The 17,446-nt window shown below is 51.6% G+C and carries 14 protein-coding genes and 1 tRNA gene; 12 read left to right on the top strand and 3 right to left on the bottom strand.

Annotation, left to right across the window (positions count from 1 at the left end):
- Window positions 1-41 precede the first annotated feature (41 nt).
- Genes LC073_RS06700 through LC073_RS06690 form a run of 3 tightly spaced genes read right to left on the bottom strand, consistent with a single transcriptional unit; the run spans window position 42 to window position 5,298 of the window.
- On the bottom strand, window positions 42-2,783 hold the full coding sequence (locus tag LC073_RS06700; protein ID WP_226645298.1) for a discoidin domain-containing protein: 2,742 nt from the start codon (window positions 2,781-2,783) through the stop codon (window positions 42-44).
- Between the two features lie 13 nt (window positions 2,784-2,796).
- Window positions 2,797-3,252 carry a hypothetical protein gene (locus LC073_RS06695; protein WP_226645296.1) on the bottom strand — a complete coding sequence of 152 codons (456 nt, stop codon included), beginning with the start codon at window positions 3,250-3,252 and terminating at the stop codon, window positions 2,797-2,799.
- 18 nt (window positions 3,253-3,270) lie between these two features.
- The gene (locus LC073_RS06690) at window positions 3,271-5,298 is read right to left on the bottom strand and encodes a family 16 glycosylhydrolase (protein WP_226645293.1); all 2,028 of its coding nucleotides are present in this window, start codon (window positions 5,296-5,298) and stop codon (window positions 3,271-3,273) included.
- 613 nt (window positions 5,299-5,911) lie between these two features.
- On the opposite strand from LC073_RS06690, the gene LC073_RS06685 reads away from it, so the two are divergent.
- From LC073_RS06685 to LC073_RS06630, 12 genes are all read left to right on the top strand, one after another.
- Window positions 5,912-6,427: a CinA family protein gene (locus LC073_RS06685; RefSeq protein ID WP_226645290.1), complete on the top strand. Its 516-nt coding sequence runs from the start codon at window positions 5,912-5,914 to the stop codon at window positions 6,425-6,427.
- A 184-nt stretch (window positions 6,428-6,611) separates the two neighbouring features.
- Window positions 6,612-7,652 (top strand): recombinase RecA, encoded by a 1,041-nt coding sequence (gene recA, locus LC073_RS06680; protein WP_226645287.1) that lies wholly within the window; start codon window positions 6,612-6,614, stop codon window positions 7,650-7,652.
- A complete protein-coding gene (locus LC073_RS06675) occupies window positions 7,653-8,141 on the top strand; it encodes a regulatory protein RecX (protein WP_226645284.1) in 489 nt (162 codons plus the stop codon).
- A 99-nt stretch (window positions 8,142-8,240) separates the two neighbouring features.
- Window positions 8,241-9,719: a glycerol kinase GlpK gene (glpK, locus tag LC073_RS06670; RefSeq protein WP_226645281.1), complete on the top strand. Its 1,479-nt coding sequence runs from the start codon at window positions 8,241-8,243 to the stop codon at window positions 9,717-9,719.
- A gap of 47 nt (window positions 9,720-9,766) precedes the next feature.
- Window positions 9,767-10,786 (top strand): class I fructose-bisphosphate aldolase, encoded by a 1,020-nt coding sequence (locus LC073_RS06665; RefSeq protein WP_226645277.1) that lies wholly within the window; start codon window positions 9,767-9,769, stop codon window positions 10,784-10,786.
- A 44-nt stretch (window positions 10,787-10,830) separates the two neighbouring features.
- On the top strand, window positions 10,831-11,670 hold the full coding sequence (locus LC073_RS06660) for an alpha/beta hydrolase (protein WP_226645274.1): 840 nt from the start codon (window positions 10,831-10,833) through the stop codon (window positions 11,668-11,670).
- Between the two features lie 132 nt (window positions 11,671-11,802).
- Window positions 11,803-11,988 (top strand): Trm112 family protein, encoded by a 186-nt coding sequence (locus LC073_RS06655; RefSeq protein ID WP_152452364.1) that lies wholly within the window; start codon window positions 11,803-11,805, stop codon window positions 11,986-11,988.
- A gap of 4 nt (window positions 11,989-11,992) precedes the next feature.
- Window positions 11,993-12,340 carry a histidine triad nucleotide-binding protein gene (locus tag LC073_RS06650; RefSeq protein ID WP_226645272.1) on the top strand — a complete coding sequence of 116 codons (348 nt, stop codon included), beginning with the start codon at window positions 11,993-11,995 and terminating at the stop codon, window positions 12,338-12,340.
- Window positions 12,341-12,411: 71 nt separating this feature from the next.
- Window positions 12,412-15,024, top strand: a complete 2,613-nt coding sequence (alaS, locus tag LC073_RS06645; protein WP_226645269.1) for an alanine--tRNA ligase — start codon at window positions 12,412-12,414, stop codon at window positions 15,022-15,024.
- Between the two features lie 129 nt (window positions 15,025-15,153).
- Window positions 15,154-16,377 carry an aspartate kinase gene (locus LC073_RS06640; RefSeq protein WP_152452370.1) on the top strand — a complete coding sequence of 408 codons (1,224 nt, stop codon included), beginning with the start codon at window positions 15,154-15,156 and terminating at the stop codon, window positions 16,375-16,377.
- A 239-nt stretch (window positions 16,378-16,616) separates the two neighbouring features.
- The gene (gene csrA, locus LC073_RS06635) at window positions 16,617-16,811 is read left to right on the top strand and encodes a carbon storage regulator CsrA (RefSeq protein WP_091391203.1); all 195 of its coding nucleotides are present in this window, start codon (window positions 16,617-16,619) and stop codon (window positions 16,809-16,811) included.
- A 279-nt stretch (window positions 16,812-17,090) separates the two neighbouring features.
- Window positions 17,091-17,180 (top strand) — tRNA-Ser (locus LC073_RS06630).
- Window positions 17,181-17,446: the final 266 nt, after the last annotated feature.

The following is a 17,446-nucleotide window of genomic DNA, read 5'->3' as shown; positions in this document are numbered from 1 at the left end:
GTAATAAACGGGGCACCAGCCCAAGGCGGTACCCCACTTATTTAAAGAACGTTGATCTCCCAGATGGAGTATCCGTATATTGTGCTGCGCTCTGTACAGTCAATTTTCAGGTAGCGGTAGTTGCCGTCTACACTGATTGAGTCTCGACGTTCGCCAGCACTTAATCCTGAAAAGGATTGGATTGTGTTCCAGTTATTGCCATCGATACTGCCAAGTAAGGTATAGGCGGCGGCGTTGGCGGTCTCCCAGTCGATAGTTACAGTGCTGATGGCCTGCTGCGCGCCAAGATCATAGGTTAGGCTGACAGTATCCAGGCCGTGAGCACTTTCCCAGCGGCTGCTGTTATCTCCATCAATAGCCAGTGTTGCACCTTGAATCTCTGAGGTGGCGGAGACGCTGAGGCTTTGCACGCTGCCACCGGTTAGCCCTAATTCCCATATAGAGTAACCGTATGCGGTGCTGCGTTCGGTAAAGTACAGGCGCACGTAGCGGTAGCTACCACTAAGCGAGTGCTCGTCGGTACGCTCACCAGCAGTACCACCGCCAAAGCTGGATAGTGTTGTCCAGGTGATAGTGTCGTTGCTGCCTTGTACGCTGTAGGTTGCGGCGTTGGCGGTTTCCCATTGGATAGAAAGTGTCTTTAGAGTTTCAGCTTCGCCAAGGTCCAGTAGAATCCAGGCGGAATCCCCACCGTGAGCACTCTCCCATCGGCTATTGTTATTGCCGTCAATGACATTGGCGATGGGCTGGATTTCATTACTGGCGGAGATGGTAGCTTGGGTCGTCAAGTCTTTGTTGCCGGGTCCATCATCATTGTTGGAGCCATTTTCACTATTTTCTTCTCCACTGGAATCGTCGTTGTTACCGGTATTGCCATCAGAGTTGCCTTCGCTGACGCTGCCTCCAGAAAAATAGATATTGTCGATTTCGATATCACTGATATCACCATCTACACCCAAGAGCTGGAATAGTTGGATTACGTTAGACATGTCTACTTCATCATTGAAGTCACTTAGTGGGATAGATATTTGATGCCACTGGCCGTCGCGAGTGAAACCATAAGGGTCTGCACTGTTAGTGAAGTCGATCCATTTTTGCTCGATATCGTCGATGCTCCCGCTTTTCATACCAATCTTGAAGGCGGTGGTAGAGCTGGTTTTGAGGGCAAAGTTCAGCCTAGCGGTATCGATGTCAAACGCGGACAAGTCGTGGTAATTGTTAGCACTAAAGGCCATTCCAAACCAGCCTGCACCGGTGGAGGCATAGGATAGGGACTCAGAGCCTTCATAAGGGGAAGTGGCCCCCTCAGCCAGGGTTTCCCCCCATATATGCAGATTGCCATCGGCACCTAACTCGAAGGAGGAGTCGGCCTCGGCAGTCTCGCTATATAGAGAGAAAGTGCCGCTAGGCGTTGTTTTGGCCAGGCTCTCACTGAAGTAGATATCGTCGATGGCCAGGGTGAGGGCTTCATTGGGCGCATCGCCTCGCAACATGAATACTTGGTTGATAGTGTGAAAATCCACACCAAATTTGCTTAGTGGAATACTGACCTGATGCCACTGGCCATCCCGTTCCAGGCCAAAAGTCTCGCCGTCGACACTGAGGTTTATCCAAGTCTCATCACCGCCGGTACTAGCGATACCAATGCCAATACTCTGCTCGCTAGTGGTCTTCATACGGAAGTTCAGATGACCGTTTTGATAGTTCATCAAATTTAGGTCGTAGTACATCCACAGGCCCATGCCAAACCAGTCGCCTGCGTCGACTTCGAATTCTAACGCTTCGTTGTTATCAAGGTCAGATAGACTCTCCATATTGTTCCACACATAAAGTTCAATATCGGTGCCGAATGCTAGGGATTCGGAGAGCATATTGCCTTCACCATAGACGCCGATATTACCGTTTTTTGCGGTATCGGTAGCTAGTGAGAGTTCTGTACTGTAGTTGCTATCGTCGTTGTCGTAGATACGAACATAGTCAACGTACATCTTGGCGGGCATGGGAGCTGTGATTTCATTGTTGTCATAGATCTGAGGGAAGATGCCGCCGACAGCCAAGTTAAAAATTAAGAAATGCTGCTGTTGAAATTCACTAAATGCTGGGTCATCGGTACCGATACTGGCAATTTCATTGGCTTCGTCGTCCACCCACATGGCGATATTTTCAGGTGTCCAGGTCATACCGAAGATATGGTAGCCATCCGTGAAACCTGTGCTGGAACCGAAGTCTTCTATAAGGTTTTTAGATTGCCCGAAATCCGCTTGGCCGGTGTAATTATCAGACTCATGCCACCAGTGGAAAGCGCCAGAGACTTCGGAATTTACCTTGCCTGCATTGATAGCCTCGGCCATGCCAGCCTCAAGAATATCCAGCTCGCCGCAGGCGGGCCAACCAGCTTGGCCGTAGTTATTGCCTAGTTGCCAAAAAGCGGGCCATAAGCCTGCATTCAAATCTGGCAGTTTAATACGGGCTTCAATGGTGCCATATTTATAAGATAGACGCCCAAGGGTTTTCAGTCGTGCTGAGGTAAAACTACCATCGGCATTTTTTAATGCCTGAATTATTAAGTTGCCATTTTCAACGTAGGCGTTGTCGCTATTATCTGTATAGTTTTGTAATTCATTATTACCCCAGCCGGAATCTCCAGTATCATAAGTCCAAATGGATCTGTCGATGCTATCGCCATCGAAATTATCCTCCCACATTAGGGTTTTAGAGTTGGCAAATGAAGACGCGCAGGCGCCCACCATAGCCATGGCTATCGCTGATTTTCTGATAAGCATGATTTTTCTTTCTTTATTTATAGTGAAGTGAACATCTTGATTGTGAGGTTGCGGCACCAATATTTTCAGATGGAATAATTATTATTGAGTGATTGAATGTTTGTTGTTTTTTTATCTGACAGCTTAATTGGTTGCCCGCTGGGAAGCCTAGCAAAACAGAAATTCCAAATAAAAGCTCCTCGAGCCTTTCTATCGTAATTGTGGTCCGCCCTATCCCACAGAAAAGAAAAAAATTTTTATCTGCGGAATCTTGTAGAAATAACGGTTTTTTCTGTTGTTTTGTTTTGTTTTGGGTTGGGGTTTGAGGAAAATGGTCTAGAGAATATGTACTTATTGTTATAGAAAGTCCTGGCTTGTTACTAGTGCTAAGGCTCAACAAGTTATCGTTAACGATGGGCGACAATGAAATAGATGAATATTCATCTATTTCATTGTTTAGTGAATCATTATTTGGGCGGTAGACACTCAAAAACAGAGCTTGGCTTTCTTACCCTTCAATTACCGTGTGCCTGGGGCCCTTTTTCGGTGGGCGGGGGCCGCAGGGTTTGCATTTTCCTTTAGGGTGCTTATGTCGCCCGTAATGTGGGCGGCACTTGCGGGGTGGGCGCTGACAGCTGGGTTCCGTGGTTCCACTGGAAAAATAGATGTTATCGATCTCAATAGCGTCGATATTTCCTTCAACTCCTAGTAGCTCGAAGAGTTGAATCACGTTAGACATATCAACTTCATCGCTGAAATCGTTGATGGGGATGGATACCTGATGCCATTGACCATCACGGATGAAGTCATAGGGATCAGAACCGCTATTAAATTCGATCCATTTTTGTTCAACATCATTGATGCTGCCACTTTTCATACCAATCTTAAAGGGGGTATTGCTACTGGTTTTGAGGGCAAAATTCAATGAGGCAGTATTGTTGTCGAAAGCGGACAGATCGTAGTAGCTATCGGCGGTAAATGCCATGCCGAACCAACCAGCTCCAGAGGACTGGTAGGAAAGGGACTTCTCTCCCTCGAATGGGGATTGAGGGGCTTCCACCAGTGTGTTTTCCCACACATATAAATTGCCGTCGGTACCCAGCTCAAAAGTGGAATCGCTCTCGGCAGTTTCGCTGTATAAGGCAAAGATGTCACCGGGGATAACCTTTGTTTCTCCCTCACTGAAGTAAATATCATCAATAGCCAGGGTGAAGTCCTCAGCAGGTGCACCACCACGAATCATTAGGGCCTGACTAATGGTGTGAAAATCCAGTGCATACTTGCTGAGTGGAATACTGACTTGGTGCCATTCACCATCGCGCTTTAACCCATAAGCTTCACCGCCATCGACCAAATCAATCCAGGTATCGCTAGCGCTGCCGGTACTGGCGATACCAATACCGATAGTCTCGGTGCTGGTGGTCTTGATGCGCAGGTTTAGGTGGCCATTTTGGTAGTGCATCATGTTTAGGTCGTAGTGCATCCAAAAGCCCATACCAAACCAGTCGCCGGCACCAATATTAAATTCCAGTGCTTCACTGTCTTCCAGGCTTGCAACGGACTCCATATTGTTCCAAATATAGAGCTCGGTATCGGTCCCGAGCTCTAGAGACTCGGTGATATTCCCATTCTCACCGTATATACCGACGTTGCCGGTTTTTGCGCTGTCTTCGGCCAGGATGATTTCAGTACTGTAATTGTTGTCGTCATTATCATAGATACGGACATAGTCCACATACATTTTGGCGGGCATCGGTGCAGTGATTTCTTCATTGGTGAAAATCTGAGGAAAAAGACCACCCACAGCGAGATTGAGGATTAGGAAGTGTTCTTGGCGAAATTCGTCAAACGCCGGATCTTCACTCCCAATGCTGATTATCTCATTGGCTTCATCGTCTACCCACATCGTAATGCTGTCGGGAGTCCAGGTCATACCGAAGATATGATACTCCTCGGTTAAGTCGCTGTTGGAACCAAAATCTTCAATAAGGTTTTTACTTTGGCCGTAGTCCGCCTGCCCGGTGTAGTCATCGGATTCGTGATGCCAATGGAAAGCGCCAGAGATGGCTGAGTTCACACTGCCGCTATTAAGTGCCTCCGCCATACCAGCTTCGAGGATATCCAGTTCACCGCAAGCGGGCCAGCCTGCCTGCCCATAGTTGCTACCAAGCTGCCAAAAAGCCGGCCAGAGGCCAGCGTTGAGATCGGGTAGTTTGATCCGGGCTTCGATTGAGCCATATTTATAAGAGAGTCGGCCTAACGTTTTCAGGCGAGCAGAAGTGTAACTGCCATCGCTGTTGCGCAGGGCTTGAATAACCAGATTGCCATCTTCTATATAGGCGTTATCACTATCATCAGTGTAATTTTGCAGTTCATTATTGCCCCAACCCCAATGGCCTACATCGTAAGTCCAGATAGATTTATCAATGCTGTCATTATCGAAATTATCCTCCCAGATTAAGGTTTTCGCGCTGGTTAATGAAGATGTACAGATCCCAAGAATGGCCAGTGCCATCGCTGATTGTTTAACTAGCATAGTTTGTTTTCTTTGTTGGTTTTTATAAGGAATGCCGTTTTAATAATATTGTTATTTGGCGTTGTGTTATCGCAGTGAGTGCCGTTGATTTAATGAAAAAATGTTTTTTGGTTGTGATTTATCGACACCGATCAAAGCCTAACAAATAACCGATTGTACTGGGGCGACAGCTCTACCCCTTTATCGTGAGGCCAGTCCTGCCTGCCGCATACGAGTGATGCAATATTTTTTAGTCGGTTGTGGGGCTGTTCCTGTTGCGATTTTAGGAAAGGGCCTAAGGGATAAACTTTAATGCCATAAAAGCCAATTAGTTATGAGGGTAAGATATCTATGTATAGGAGGATTTTTCCTTTGGTTTGATTGGATGGATGGCGGTTTAAAATAGTATTTTAAATACACTTCTGTTTGGCAGTAATTGTTGTAACTACATTATTGCTTCTGGGGCCTTATTTTCTTTATTCCATGGATGAAAAAGTCGATATGCTATGTGCTATAGATTGGCACTGAAAAATTAAAAGCTTGGTGGTAGGTGCTTGCTGCAGGCTTACAATGTGGTGATATTCAGGTTGCCCTGATGGGTGGGTGTCTAGAGAGACAAATAGCGGGAAGAAAAATGGTTGATCGTGACGAGATAACGACATTGGCACAGCGGCTTGGGGAGGAATTGGGAAAACGTCACTGGTTTGCGACTTCGGCGGAGTCCTGCACTGGTGGTGCGATTGCTGCGGCGATAACCTCCATTTCCGGCGCGTCCAATTGGTTCGATGGCTCTATTGTCAGCTATGCCGATCGTATCAAGCACAAATTGTTGGGGGTGGACGTTAAGGACTTGAAGCAGTTTGGCGCGGTCAGCGAGCCAGTTGCCCGGCAGATGGCCTGTGGGGTGTTGGCCATGATGGATGCCAACCTTTCTGTGGCAGTAAGTGGTATTGCGGGGCCTAACGGTGGCACTGAGGAGAAGCCGGTGGGGACAGTATGGATTGCGTGGGCCCATGCGGAAGGGCAGGAGCCGGTTCAGATTGATGCCCGCTGTTTCCATTTCCAGGGGGGTCGCGCCATTGTGCAGGCCCAAGCGGTGGAGGAAGCCATCAAGGGGATGCTAGAAATTCTGGAAGACCACCCTGTTTAGGGAGGCTACCAGGGAGGATACCGGGTCTGTTTGTCTTTGCGGCAGCGGTATTGTGCCGGGCAGGGGTTGCGATTCTATGCTGGGAAGAGTGGTACTGGTTGTGCCGGAATTACTGGTTGCTTATACAGTAATCCTTCGATAAGCTTGCCCCCACTCAACACAGCTCAGAAATACGGGAATGGTCATGGATTCCAATAAAGACAAGGCATTGAAGGCGGCGCTGTCGCAGATCGAACGCCAGTTTGGCAAGGGCACAGTGATGCGTATGGGGGATAAAGAGCGCGAGCGTATCCCCGCAATCTCTACTGGCTCCCTCGGCCTGGATGTGGCGCTCGGTATAGGCGGTCTGCCACGCGGTCGTATCGTCGAGATCTATGGTCCGGAGTCCTCTGGTAAAACTACCCTGACACTGCAAGTGATTGCCGAAGCTCAACGCAAGGGCGGGACCTGCGCTTTCGTTGATGCGGAGCATGCTCTGGACCCGATTTATGCCGAGAAGCTGGGCGTGAATGTTGATGAGCTGATCGTCTCCCAGCCCGACACCGGCGAGCAGGCCCTTGAAGTGGCGGATATGCTGGTGCGCTCCGGTGCTGTGGATGTATTGGTTGTGGACTCTGTGGCGGCCTTGACCCCGCGCGCGGAGATCGAAGGGGAGATGGGTGATACCCATGTAGGCTTGCAGGCCCGCCTGATGTCCCAGGCGCTTCGCAAGCTGACTGGCAATATTAAGAACACCAATACCCTGGCGATCTTTATTAACCAGATTCGTATGAAGATCGGTGTGATGTTTGGCTCTCCGGAGACCACCACCGGCGGTAATGCCCTCAAGTTCTATTCTTCTGTGCGCCTGGACATCCGTCGCATCGGCTCAGTGAAGGATGGTGATGAAGTGGTGGGCAACGAGACCCGTGTGAAGGTGGTGAAGAATAAGGTGGCTCCCCCCTTTAAGCAGACTGACTTCCAGATTATGTACGGCGAAGGCATCAACATGCTCGGTGAGATCGTTGATTATGGCGTGAAGCTGGGCTTGGTTGATAAGGCGGGCGCCTGGTATAGCTATAAGGGCGATAAGATTGGTCAGGGCAAGGCCAATGCCACCAAGTTCCTGCGTGAAAATCCGGATATCCGTAACGAGATTGAAGGCCAGCTGCGTGCTCAACTGTTGGGTGACTCGGCTCCAGCCAACTCCAGCCCGGTAGAGGCTGTGGAACTACCGGAAGAGTAAGTGTCTTTTTCTTCCAAAGCGGCTTTCACCGCTGACCCGGCTCAAGCGCTTTTCGGCGCGGCGCTTGAGCTACTTACCCGCCGCGAGCACTCCCGTCTCGAGCTGAGGCAGAAGCTGGCGGGTAAGTTCCCCGATGCCGATTTCGATGCGCTATTCGAGCGCCTGCAAGAACTCAACTACCAGTCTGATCAGCGCTTTGCCGAAGTCTTTGCCCGTTCTCGCGTTCAGCGTGGCCAGGGGCCCCTGCGTATCCGTTTGGAATTGCAGCAACGCGGCATTTCCGCTGAGCTGTTATCCCAGGCTGTGGAGCAGTTGGAGGTGGATTGGTTTGTCCTGGCGCTTGAGCAGCTGCAGCGAAAATACCGCTCGCCAATTGATTTGGAGCTGCCGCGTGAGCAGCAGATGAAAGAGCGCGCACGCCGCCAGCGCTACCTGACTTACCGCGGTTTCCCCTCGGACGCCATTTGCTGGGCGCTGGACGAAGAGTAATCACGCTTATACTCTCATGCTTGCTTGGGGTGCGGAAGCTATGCTTCCCAGCCGGGCTACAGGGTAGTGAGAGAAAAAATAATAAGCGCGAGAGACTTTATGATCCTGTCCATTGATCAGGGCACTACGGGCACCACGGCTTTTGTTTTTGATAGTGGTGGTGCCTTGGTGGGCCGCAGTTATTCCGAGATCCCCAATTATTATCCAGAACCCGGATGGGTTGAGCAGGATGCCGAGGAAATCTGGCAGGTCACCCAGCGTGTTTGTGCTGCAGCCTTGCAGCGTGCCGGGATTCGAGCGTCCGATATCAAAGCGGTAGGTATTACCAACCAGAGGGAGACCACAATTCTGTGGGACCGGCACACGGGTGAGCCAGTACATCGGGCGATTGTTTGGCAGTGTCGGCGCTCGGCGGACATTTGCGCGCAGTTTGCTGCCGAAGGGAAATCCGAATGGCTGCGCCAGCGCAGTGGACTGCTCCTGGATGCTTACTTTTCTGCCAGCAAACTGTTGTGGCTGTTTCGTCAGCAGCCGGAATTGCAGGCGCGTGCCCGCAGGGGGGATCTGTGTTTTGGTACGGTAGATAGCTGGTTAATTTGGAAAATGAGCGGCGGCTGCGCGCACTTGACCGATCACACGAACGCAAGTCGCACCTTGCTGTACAACTTGGAACAAAAGTGCTGGGACCCGGAATTACTGGCGCTGTTCGAATGCCCCGAGTCCATTCTGCCTGAGATAAGGCCATCCGCTGGGCACTTTGCCGATACAGACCCCATGGCCTTTGCCGGAATTAATGCACCTATTTGTGGGGTGGCCGGTGACCAGCAGGCGGCCCTTTTTGGTCAGGGGTGCACTAATCCTGGAGATATCAAGAATACCTATGGCACTGGCTGTTTTATGCTGGCCTATGCCGGTGATAAGCGGCCCGACCCGCCCCGTGGTCTGCTTGCCACCATCGCTTGTGATATCCATGGCTCACCAGCCTATGCGGTTGAGGGGTCAGTTTTCACCGCGGGTTCTGCAATACAATGGCTGCGGGATGAAATGGGGTTGATTCAGCAGGCCGTCGATACCGAAATTATCGCGCAGAGTATTCCCAATACCCGTGGTGTGTATTTAGTGCCGGCGTTTAGTGGTTTGGGTGCTCCGCACTGGGACTCATCGGCGCGGGGAACCCTGTGTGGATTGAGCCGGGGTGCTGGGCGCGCAGAAGTGGTTCGTGCCACACTCGAATCTATCGCTTACCAGAGTGATGAGCTGGCACGGCTTATGGAGGAGGCCCTGGGGGTCGATATCACCCATATGCGTGTCGATGGCGGGGCCAGCGCGAACAATTTTCTGATGCAGTTTCAGTCCGATATCTCCGACCTGCGTGTAGAGCGCCCCAAGCAGATTGAATCTACGGCGATTGGGGCGGCGCTATTGGCGGGAATCGGCAGTGATCTCTGGCATTTTCACCGGTTACCCGAGTGCCTGCAGGAGATTGAACGGGATTTTCTGCCGGGAATGCCCGCAATAAAAAGAGCATCTTTATTGTCGGGTTGGCAGCGAGCGGTTGCGGCCTGTAAAGCTTTTTGATTGAAGCGGCTATCCTTGACTGGGTTTTGGTACATGGAGGTGTCTCTATGACGATTCGAGATGAGTTGCAGGCAACAATAGATTCCCTGGTCGATGGCCGGCGTGGGATTCTGGCCGCAGATGAGAGCAGCGGAACTATCGCCAAGCGCTTTTCTGCGGTCGGGGTGGAGTCGACCGAAACAAACCGCCGAGATTACCGTGCGGCCCTGCTGGCGAGTGAAGGTCTTGGAGACTTTATTTGTGGAGTGATTCTGTTCGAGGAAACACTTGGTCAAAGTGATCGGGGTGGCACTCCTCTGCCGCAGGTGGCGGCCGCACAGGGCATTTTGCCAGGGATCAAAGTCGACAAAGGTAAGGGACCGTTACCCGGCGCGGCGGGAGATATGATTACCTATGGACTCGATGGGCTTATCGAGCGCTTGCGGGAGTACAAGGCACAGGGGGCACGATTTGCCAAGTGGCGGGAAGTCTATCCGGTGACTTCCCATAACCCCACAGAATTGGGGCTCACGGCCAATGCGGAAATGCTGGCCCGCTACGCTGCTGCCTGTCAGTCTGAGGGACTGGTACCGATTGTTGAGCCGGAAGTGCTTATGGATGGCAATCACAGTCTCGAACGCTCCGCTGCTGTCAATGAGCAAGTTTGGCACAGCGTTTTCCACGCCCTGTATCGCCACGGCGTCATCTTGGAATTGATGCTGTTAAAGCCGAGCATGGTTACTCCCGGATCGGAATTGCCTAAAGTTGAGCCGCAGCAAGTCGCTGAATATACCTTGCGCAGCCTGCGGCGCTGTGTGCCCGCCGCAGTGCCCAGTATCAATTTTCTTTCTGGTGGTCAGGGGCCAGAAGAGGCTACAGAAAACCTTAACGCGCTCAATCAGCTTAACAATGCCCCTTGGCAGCTGAGCTTCTCCTATGGGCGGGCGTTACAGCAGCCGGCGCTAAAGGCCTGGAGTGGTCAGACAGAGAACACCGAAGTGGCGCAAAGGGCACTGGTCAAGCGAGCGTGTATGAATCACCTGGCTATGTTGGGCAAGTACCGCGATAGCCTTGAAAGTGAGGGTTAGGGGCGAGTTAACCGAGATAAAACAATAAAAGTTAGGGAGTGCCAATGGAATTCGTAACAAGGAATGTAATTCTGCATTACCGCCGTTGGTGGGTTGAAGGTGCACAGGGGGTTGTAGTGATTTCCCATGGGCTGGGAGAGCACAGTGGTCGCTACAGTGCCTTGGCGGCGCACCTCAATCGGGCCGGCTTCAGCGTTTATGTGCCGGATCATTACGGTCACGGTTTGTCGGAAGGGAAGCGGGGCCACATAGAGGATTTTTCCCTCTATTGCGAGGATCTCTATGAATTCATCTGCCTGGTCAAAAGTGGTAATCCCGGTACAAAGTTGCATCTGCTGGGGCATAGTATGGGGGCCATGGTCGCCTGTGGTAGTGCCATTCGCTATGGTGCGGTGGACAGTATCATCCTGTCTGCGCCGGGATTCCGTGGAGCTAAAGAGCCATCGGGTTTGGAATTGAAGCTGGTGTTATTACTGGCAAAACTGTTCCCGGGGTTGGTACTTTCCAGCAGGCTTGATAGCCAGTGGTTGAGTCGGGATGCGTCGGTGGTTGAAGCCTACCGCGAGGATGAATTGGTTCATCGCGGAGTTTCCCTGCGCTGGTTTGAGACCTTTTTGCGCGAGCGGGAGTTTGTTTCCGCCAATCTGGAGCGATTGTTGGTGCCCTGTCTGATGCTGCTGCCAGAATCCGATCGGCTTGCGGATGCGGCGGTCAGCCGTGAGTGGTTCGGGCGGATGGGGTCGATTCGTAAAATGTTGCATTGCTTTCCCGAGGCGTATCACGAGCTTTTTAACGAGGTGGAAGAAGGGCGTCTGGCGCGGGATTTGTTGCTTGGACACCTGAAATCCTATGTACAGCAAGCGGGCCCTGTCACCTCTGGATAAAAATAAGCGGGTGCCAACCCCGGAGACTCGAAGCCGTGGCGAATGCCGTGAAAAACCCTATGAAGCATTGTATGATACGCGGTCATTTTTGCCCCCTGCCTGTTATGTCAGGGGGAAATCGTGGGGTGGAACATGGATAAGAAGTTACTGAGCCTGTTAGTGTGTCCGGTGAGCAAGGCGCCGCTTGAGTACCGTGAGGAGACCCAGGAGCTGGTGTGCAAAGCCAGTGGTCTGGCCTATCCAATAAAGGATGGCATTCCGGTAATGCTGGAATCCGAGGCGCGTCAGCTAACTGCTGAGGAAAAGCTGGAAAAATAAACCAATGGGTGAACCCAGCGTTTTCAGTCGAATAATCTCGGGCGAAATAGCAAACGAGAAAATCTACGAGGACGATCTTTGTGTCGTTATTGAGGACCGGGCGCCACAAGCCCCGACCCATCTCCTCATTATTCCGCGTAAACCCCTGGTTAACTTGTCCGACGCCAAAAGCGATGACAAGGCCCTGCTCGGCCACCTGATGTGGGTAGCCGCTGAACTCGGGCGAATGCTAGAGCTAGAGGGATTTCGACTTGTGGTCAACAATGGTCGAAGCGCGGGACAGACCGTATTTCACCTGCATGTTCATCTGCTGGCTCAACAATTAATGCCCGAACAGGGGCTCGCACAGTAGCGGGACAGACGAGACACCGCGTCATCGGTGTCATTCAATAACTCTCAACTAACGAAGTGGAATTACGCCGGATGAAAAGCGCACAGATTCGCGACGCCTTTCTGAATTACTTTGCCGAACAGGGCCATACCCTGGTGCCGTCTAGCTCTCTGGTGCCGGGCAATGATCCGACCCTGTTGTTCACCAATGCCGGCATGGTGCAATTCAAGGATACCTTTCTCGGTCAGGAGTCGCGCCCCTATAAGCGCGCGGCGAGTTCTCAGCGCTGTGTGCGCGCGGGTGGTAAACATAATGACCTGGAAAACGTAGGTTATACCGCGCGTCACCACACTTTCTTCGAGATGTTGGGTAATTTCAGCTTTGGCGATTATTTCAAACGCGACGCCATCCGTTTTGCCTGGGACTTCCTCACCAAAGTGCTGAATCTGCCCGAAGAGCGCCTATGGGTAACCGTGCATATTAGCGATGATGAGGCCGCCGATATCTGGCAAAAGGAAGTGGGAGTCAGCCCGGAGCGTTTCTCCCGCCTCGACGAGGATAATTTTTGGCAGATGGGTGATACCGGCCCCTGTGGTCCAAGCTCAGAGATTTTCTATGACCACGGTGAAGATGTCCCCGGTGGTCCTCCCGGCTCCGACAACGATGATCTCGATCGCTATATCGAGATTTGGAACCTGGTATTTATGCAGTACGAGCGCACTGCGGACGGCGAGCTGCACCCACTGCCCAAGCCCTCCGTCGATACCGGCATGGGTCTGGAGCGTATCGCCGCTGTTATGCAGGGCGTGCATTCAAATTATGAAATCGATCTATTCCAGGCGCTGTTGAAAGCGGCCAGTGAAATTGTTGGTTGCGATAATCTGGAAGAAAAGTCCCTGCGGGTAATTGCCGACCATATCCGCTCTTGTTCTTTCCTTATCGCCGATGGCGTTATGCCTTCCAATGAAGGCCGTGGCTTTGTACTGCGCCGTATTATTCGCCGGGCAGTACGTCACGGGCACAAGTTGGGCCACCAGGAAGTATTCTTCTACAAATTGGTGAAGGCCCTGGTAGAGCAGATGGGTGAGGCCTATCCGGAGTTACGCGAGAAGCAGTCGCTGATTGAGCAGGCCTTGCGCAAAGAGGAAGAGCAATTCGCTAAGACCTTAGACAAGGGCATGGCCTTGCTGGAAAGTGCATTGAGCTCTCTTGAAGGCAGTGAAGTACCTGGCGAGCTGGTATTTACCTTACATGATACCTACGGCTTTCCTACAGACCTGACCCAGGATATTGCCCGCGAACGTGGATTGTCCCTGGATATGGCAGGTTATGAAGCCGCTATGGAAGCCCAGCGAGAGCGGGCACGTGCCGCTGGTAAATTCAAACAGGATTACACCGATGCCCTGGACCTGCAGGGCACCACGGAATTTCTCGGTTATGAAACGACTGTAGCCGAAGGCACGGTGATTGCGATCGTTAAAGCTGGTGAGCAGGTTCAGCTCCTGGAAGAGGGTGAAGAGGGTGTGGTAATCCTTGATCGCACACCGTTTTATGCTGAGTCGGGTGGCCAGGTTGGCGATAGTGGTTATCTAAAGGCCGTATCGGGCCGTTTTGAGGTGCGCGATTGTAACAAGCAGGGCGGCCATCATTTGCATACCGGTAAAATGCTACAGGGAACTATAGCTGTCGGTGAGCAGCTTACTGCAGAAGTATCTGCGGATGTACGCCAGGCGACGGCTTTAAATCACTCCGCAACTCACTTGCTACACGCCGCTCTGCGCAAAGTGCTCGGTGAACATGTGACTCAGAAAGGTTCACTGGTTGATTCCGAGCGCTTGCGTTTTGACTTCTCCCACCCGGAAGCGGTCACCGCCAAGCAGTTGCATGCGATTGAATCCCTGGTGAATGCACAGATCCGCGCCAATACGCCGGTGGATACTCGTGAGACTGATATTGAGTCAGCCAAAGAAATGGGCGCCATGGCACTGTTTGGCGAAAAGTATGGCGATACAGTGCGCGTCCTTTCTATGGGGGCTGCAGAAGGTGTCGCTTTCTCCGTAGAGCTGTGTGGTGGCACCCACGTGAAACGCACCGGTGATATCGGTCTATTGCGTATTGTGAGTGAGAGCGGTATCGCTTCCGGCCAGCGCCGTATTGAGGCAGTTACCGGTGCTCATGCATTGGCTCAGTTTGATCGTGCTGAGCAGCGGATCGAGCATGTGGCGGCACTTCTCAAGGCGCGTCCAGACACACTTGCGGATAAAGTGGAACAGTTACTGTTCAATAATCGCAAACTGGAAAAGGAAATTGCGCAGTTAAAAACCAAGCTGGCCAGTGGTGCTGGAGGTGATCTCAGTGCCCAAGCGATAGAGATTGCAGGCTTTAAGCTGTTAGCTGCTTCAATTGATGGAGCTGATCCCAAATCTTTGCGCGATCTGGCCGACCAGATGAAAAATAAGCTGGGCAGTGGCGTCGTATTGTTGGCGGCGCCGGGTGAAGAGAAAGTTGCCCTTGTTGCAACGGTTACTAAAGACCTCACCGATCGCCTGTCCGCGGGTGATCTAATGCGCTTTGCCGCAGGAAAGATTGGCGGTAAAGGCGGTGGCCGCAGCGATATGGCGCAGGGAGGAGGGACCGATGCCTCGGCTCTGCCAAGCATGTTGCAGGAAGTGCCTGAATGGGTGGAGAACTCCCTCAAGAGCTAATTTAGGTCAAATTGGCGCCATAAATAGTGTGTGAAGTTGATTTCGCCGAAGTTTGGTGATTAAGTGCGCGCCTGCACGATTTCGAGCGGTGCGCGGACTTGGCCTGGAGCTAAGGAAACACAGAAAGTTATGAGTTTGTTCGTGCAGAAATATGGCGGTACTTCCGTGGGCTCTATTGAGCGTATCGAAGCTGTCGCCGACAAGGTAGCCGCATTTCGTGCAAAGGGGCACGGTATGGTTGTCGTGCTTTCCGCAATGAGTGGAGAGACCAACCGCCTGATTGATCTAGCCTACCAGATTCAGGAAAAACCCGACCCTCGCGAACTCGATGTACTGGTATCCACTGGTGAGCAGGTCACTATTGCGCTGTTGAGCATGGCCCTGAAAAAGCGCGGCTACGATGCCTGCTCCTATACCGGCGGGCAGGTCAAAATCCTCACGGATAATGCCCATACCAAAGCCCGTATCCAGCGTATTGATGTCGAGCGTATGCGCACGGACCTGGATAGCGGCAAAGTGGTTGTGGTCGCCGGCTTCCAAGGGGTGGATGACAACGGAAATATCACCACTCTGGGGCGCGGCGGTTCAGATACCACGGGTGTAGCGCTTGCTGCTGCGCTTGATGCCACGGAATGCCAAATTTATACGGATGTTGATGGGGTCTATACCACTGACCCACGTGTGGTGGATAGTGCGCGCCGTATGGATCGGATTACTTTTGAGGAAATGCTGGAAATGGCCAGTCTTGGCTCTAAGGTCCTGCAAATCCGCGCCGTGGAGTTCGCTGGCAAGTACAAGGTTCCGTTGCGCGTGCTCTCGACTTTTGAAGAGGGTGAAGGAACCCTGATAAGCCTGGATGAGGAAGATAACGAGATGGAGCAACCTGTCGTATCCGGCATCGCATTCAACCGTGATGAGGCCAAGTTAACGATCCGTGGTGTCCCGGACACCCCCGGCGTTGCCTGCCGTATTTTGGCGCCTGTTGGCAAAGAAAACATCGAGGTGGATGTAATCGTACAGAACATCAGTGCGGTTGATGGAACCACCGATTTCACTTTCACAGTGCATCGCAACGATTTAGGCAAGGCTCGCGAAGTATTGGAGCGTGTCTCAGCGGAACTTGGCGCGCGTGAGGTGATCACAGACGACAAGATTGCCAAGGTTTCTATTGTCGGCGTGGGAATGCGTTCCCATGCAAATGTGGCCAGTCGTATGTTTAGTGCGCTGGGTGAAGACAATATCAATATTCAGATGATCACCACTTCCGAAATCAAGATTTCGGTGATTATTGATGAGCGCTATCTCGAGCTGGCAGTGCGCGCTTTGCACAGTGAGTTTGAACTCTCCAAGTGAGAGAGATGAAAGAACACTATAACCGGAGTTAAGGCAAAGAGAGCCTTCCCATTTCGATTCAGTTGTTTGGCATTGCATCCAACCTGTTGAGATTTCGTTCGACTGGTCAATACTGAAGAGTGTGATGGGTAGTTTTTGACCTTGCGTGTACCGCCACCCGGTTATGATGACCAAATAAGAGCAGCTTTGGGAAAGTGCAGGCTGCTCTTTATCACAGGATGATCAAGGAGAAGTAGGTAATGTTGATTTTAACCCGCCGAATTGGCGAGACGCTGATGGTTGGCGACAATGTCACGGTTACCGTGCTGGGGGTGAAAGGCAATCAGGTGCGTATTGGCGTAAATGCGCCAAAAGAAGTCGCCGTACACCGCGAAGAAATTTACCAGCGCATCCAGCGTGAAAAGCAATCCTCTGAGGAGGGTGGCAACGAGTAAGCGAACTCTTTTCTAAAAGGCCGGGATCCCGGCCTTTTTTTATTTGTGCTGTTTGTTGTTTATGCTTCGCGCTTGGCGGAAAAGTCTTTTTTTTGAACACCTTGTGTAAAAGGTGTCCGGAAAAGCAAAAAACTGCAAAAAGTTATTGATTCACCATTGATTTTTGCCGAACCGTTGGTATTATGCCGCCCACTTTCAGCGAGCAATCAAATAGATTGATCGATTCGAAAGGCCTCTTCGGAGGTGGCCTGGAAGCTGAGCTTCCATTGAGGCTTAAAAGGAGAGATGGCCGAGTGGCTGAAGGCGCGCCCCTGCTAAGGGCGTATGGGTTAACACTCATCGAGGGTTCGAATCCCTCTCTCTCCGCCATAATTTAGGCCTTCTTATTTGAAGGCTTAAGTCTCACAAAAGAAATTTTGAGGGGCTTGCAAAAGAAGGAGTCGCGACTATAATGCGCGCCACTTCAAGCAGGGGCGGAAACGCACTTGCCGGGATTCGAAAAAGGCTTTGAGCCACTCGGATCACCGAAAAAAGCTGCAAAAAATCACTTGATTCAGCAGCCTGGATGTGTAGAATACGCGTCCCGCAGTTAGGGCCGAGCGCTCAACTGAGTTGTTTAAAAATTCGATCAAGCA

Source organism: Microbulbifer variabilis, from assembly GCF_020524905.1.
Classification (GTDB): domain Bacteria; phylum Pseudomonadota; class Gammaproteobacteria; order Pseudomonadales; family Cellvibrionaceae; genus Microbulbifer; species Microbulbifer variabilis_A.
The sequence above is the reverse complement of the archived record's forward strand: the minus strand, read 5'-3'. Positions and strand labels throughout refer to the sequence as shown.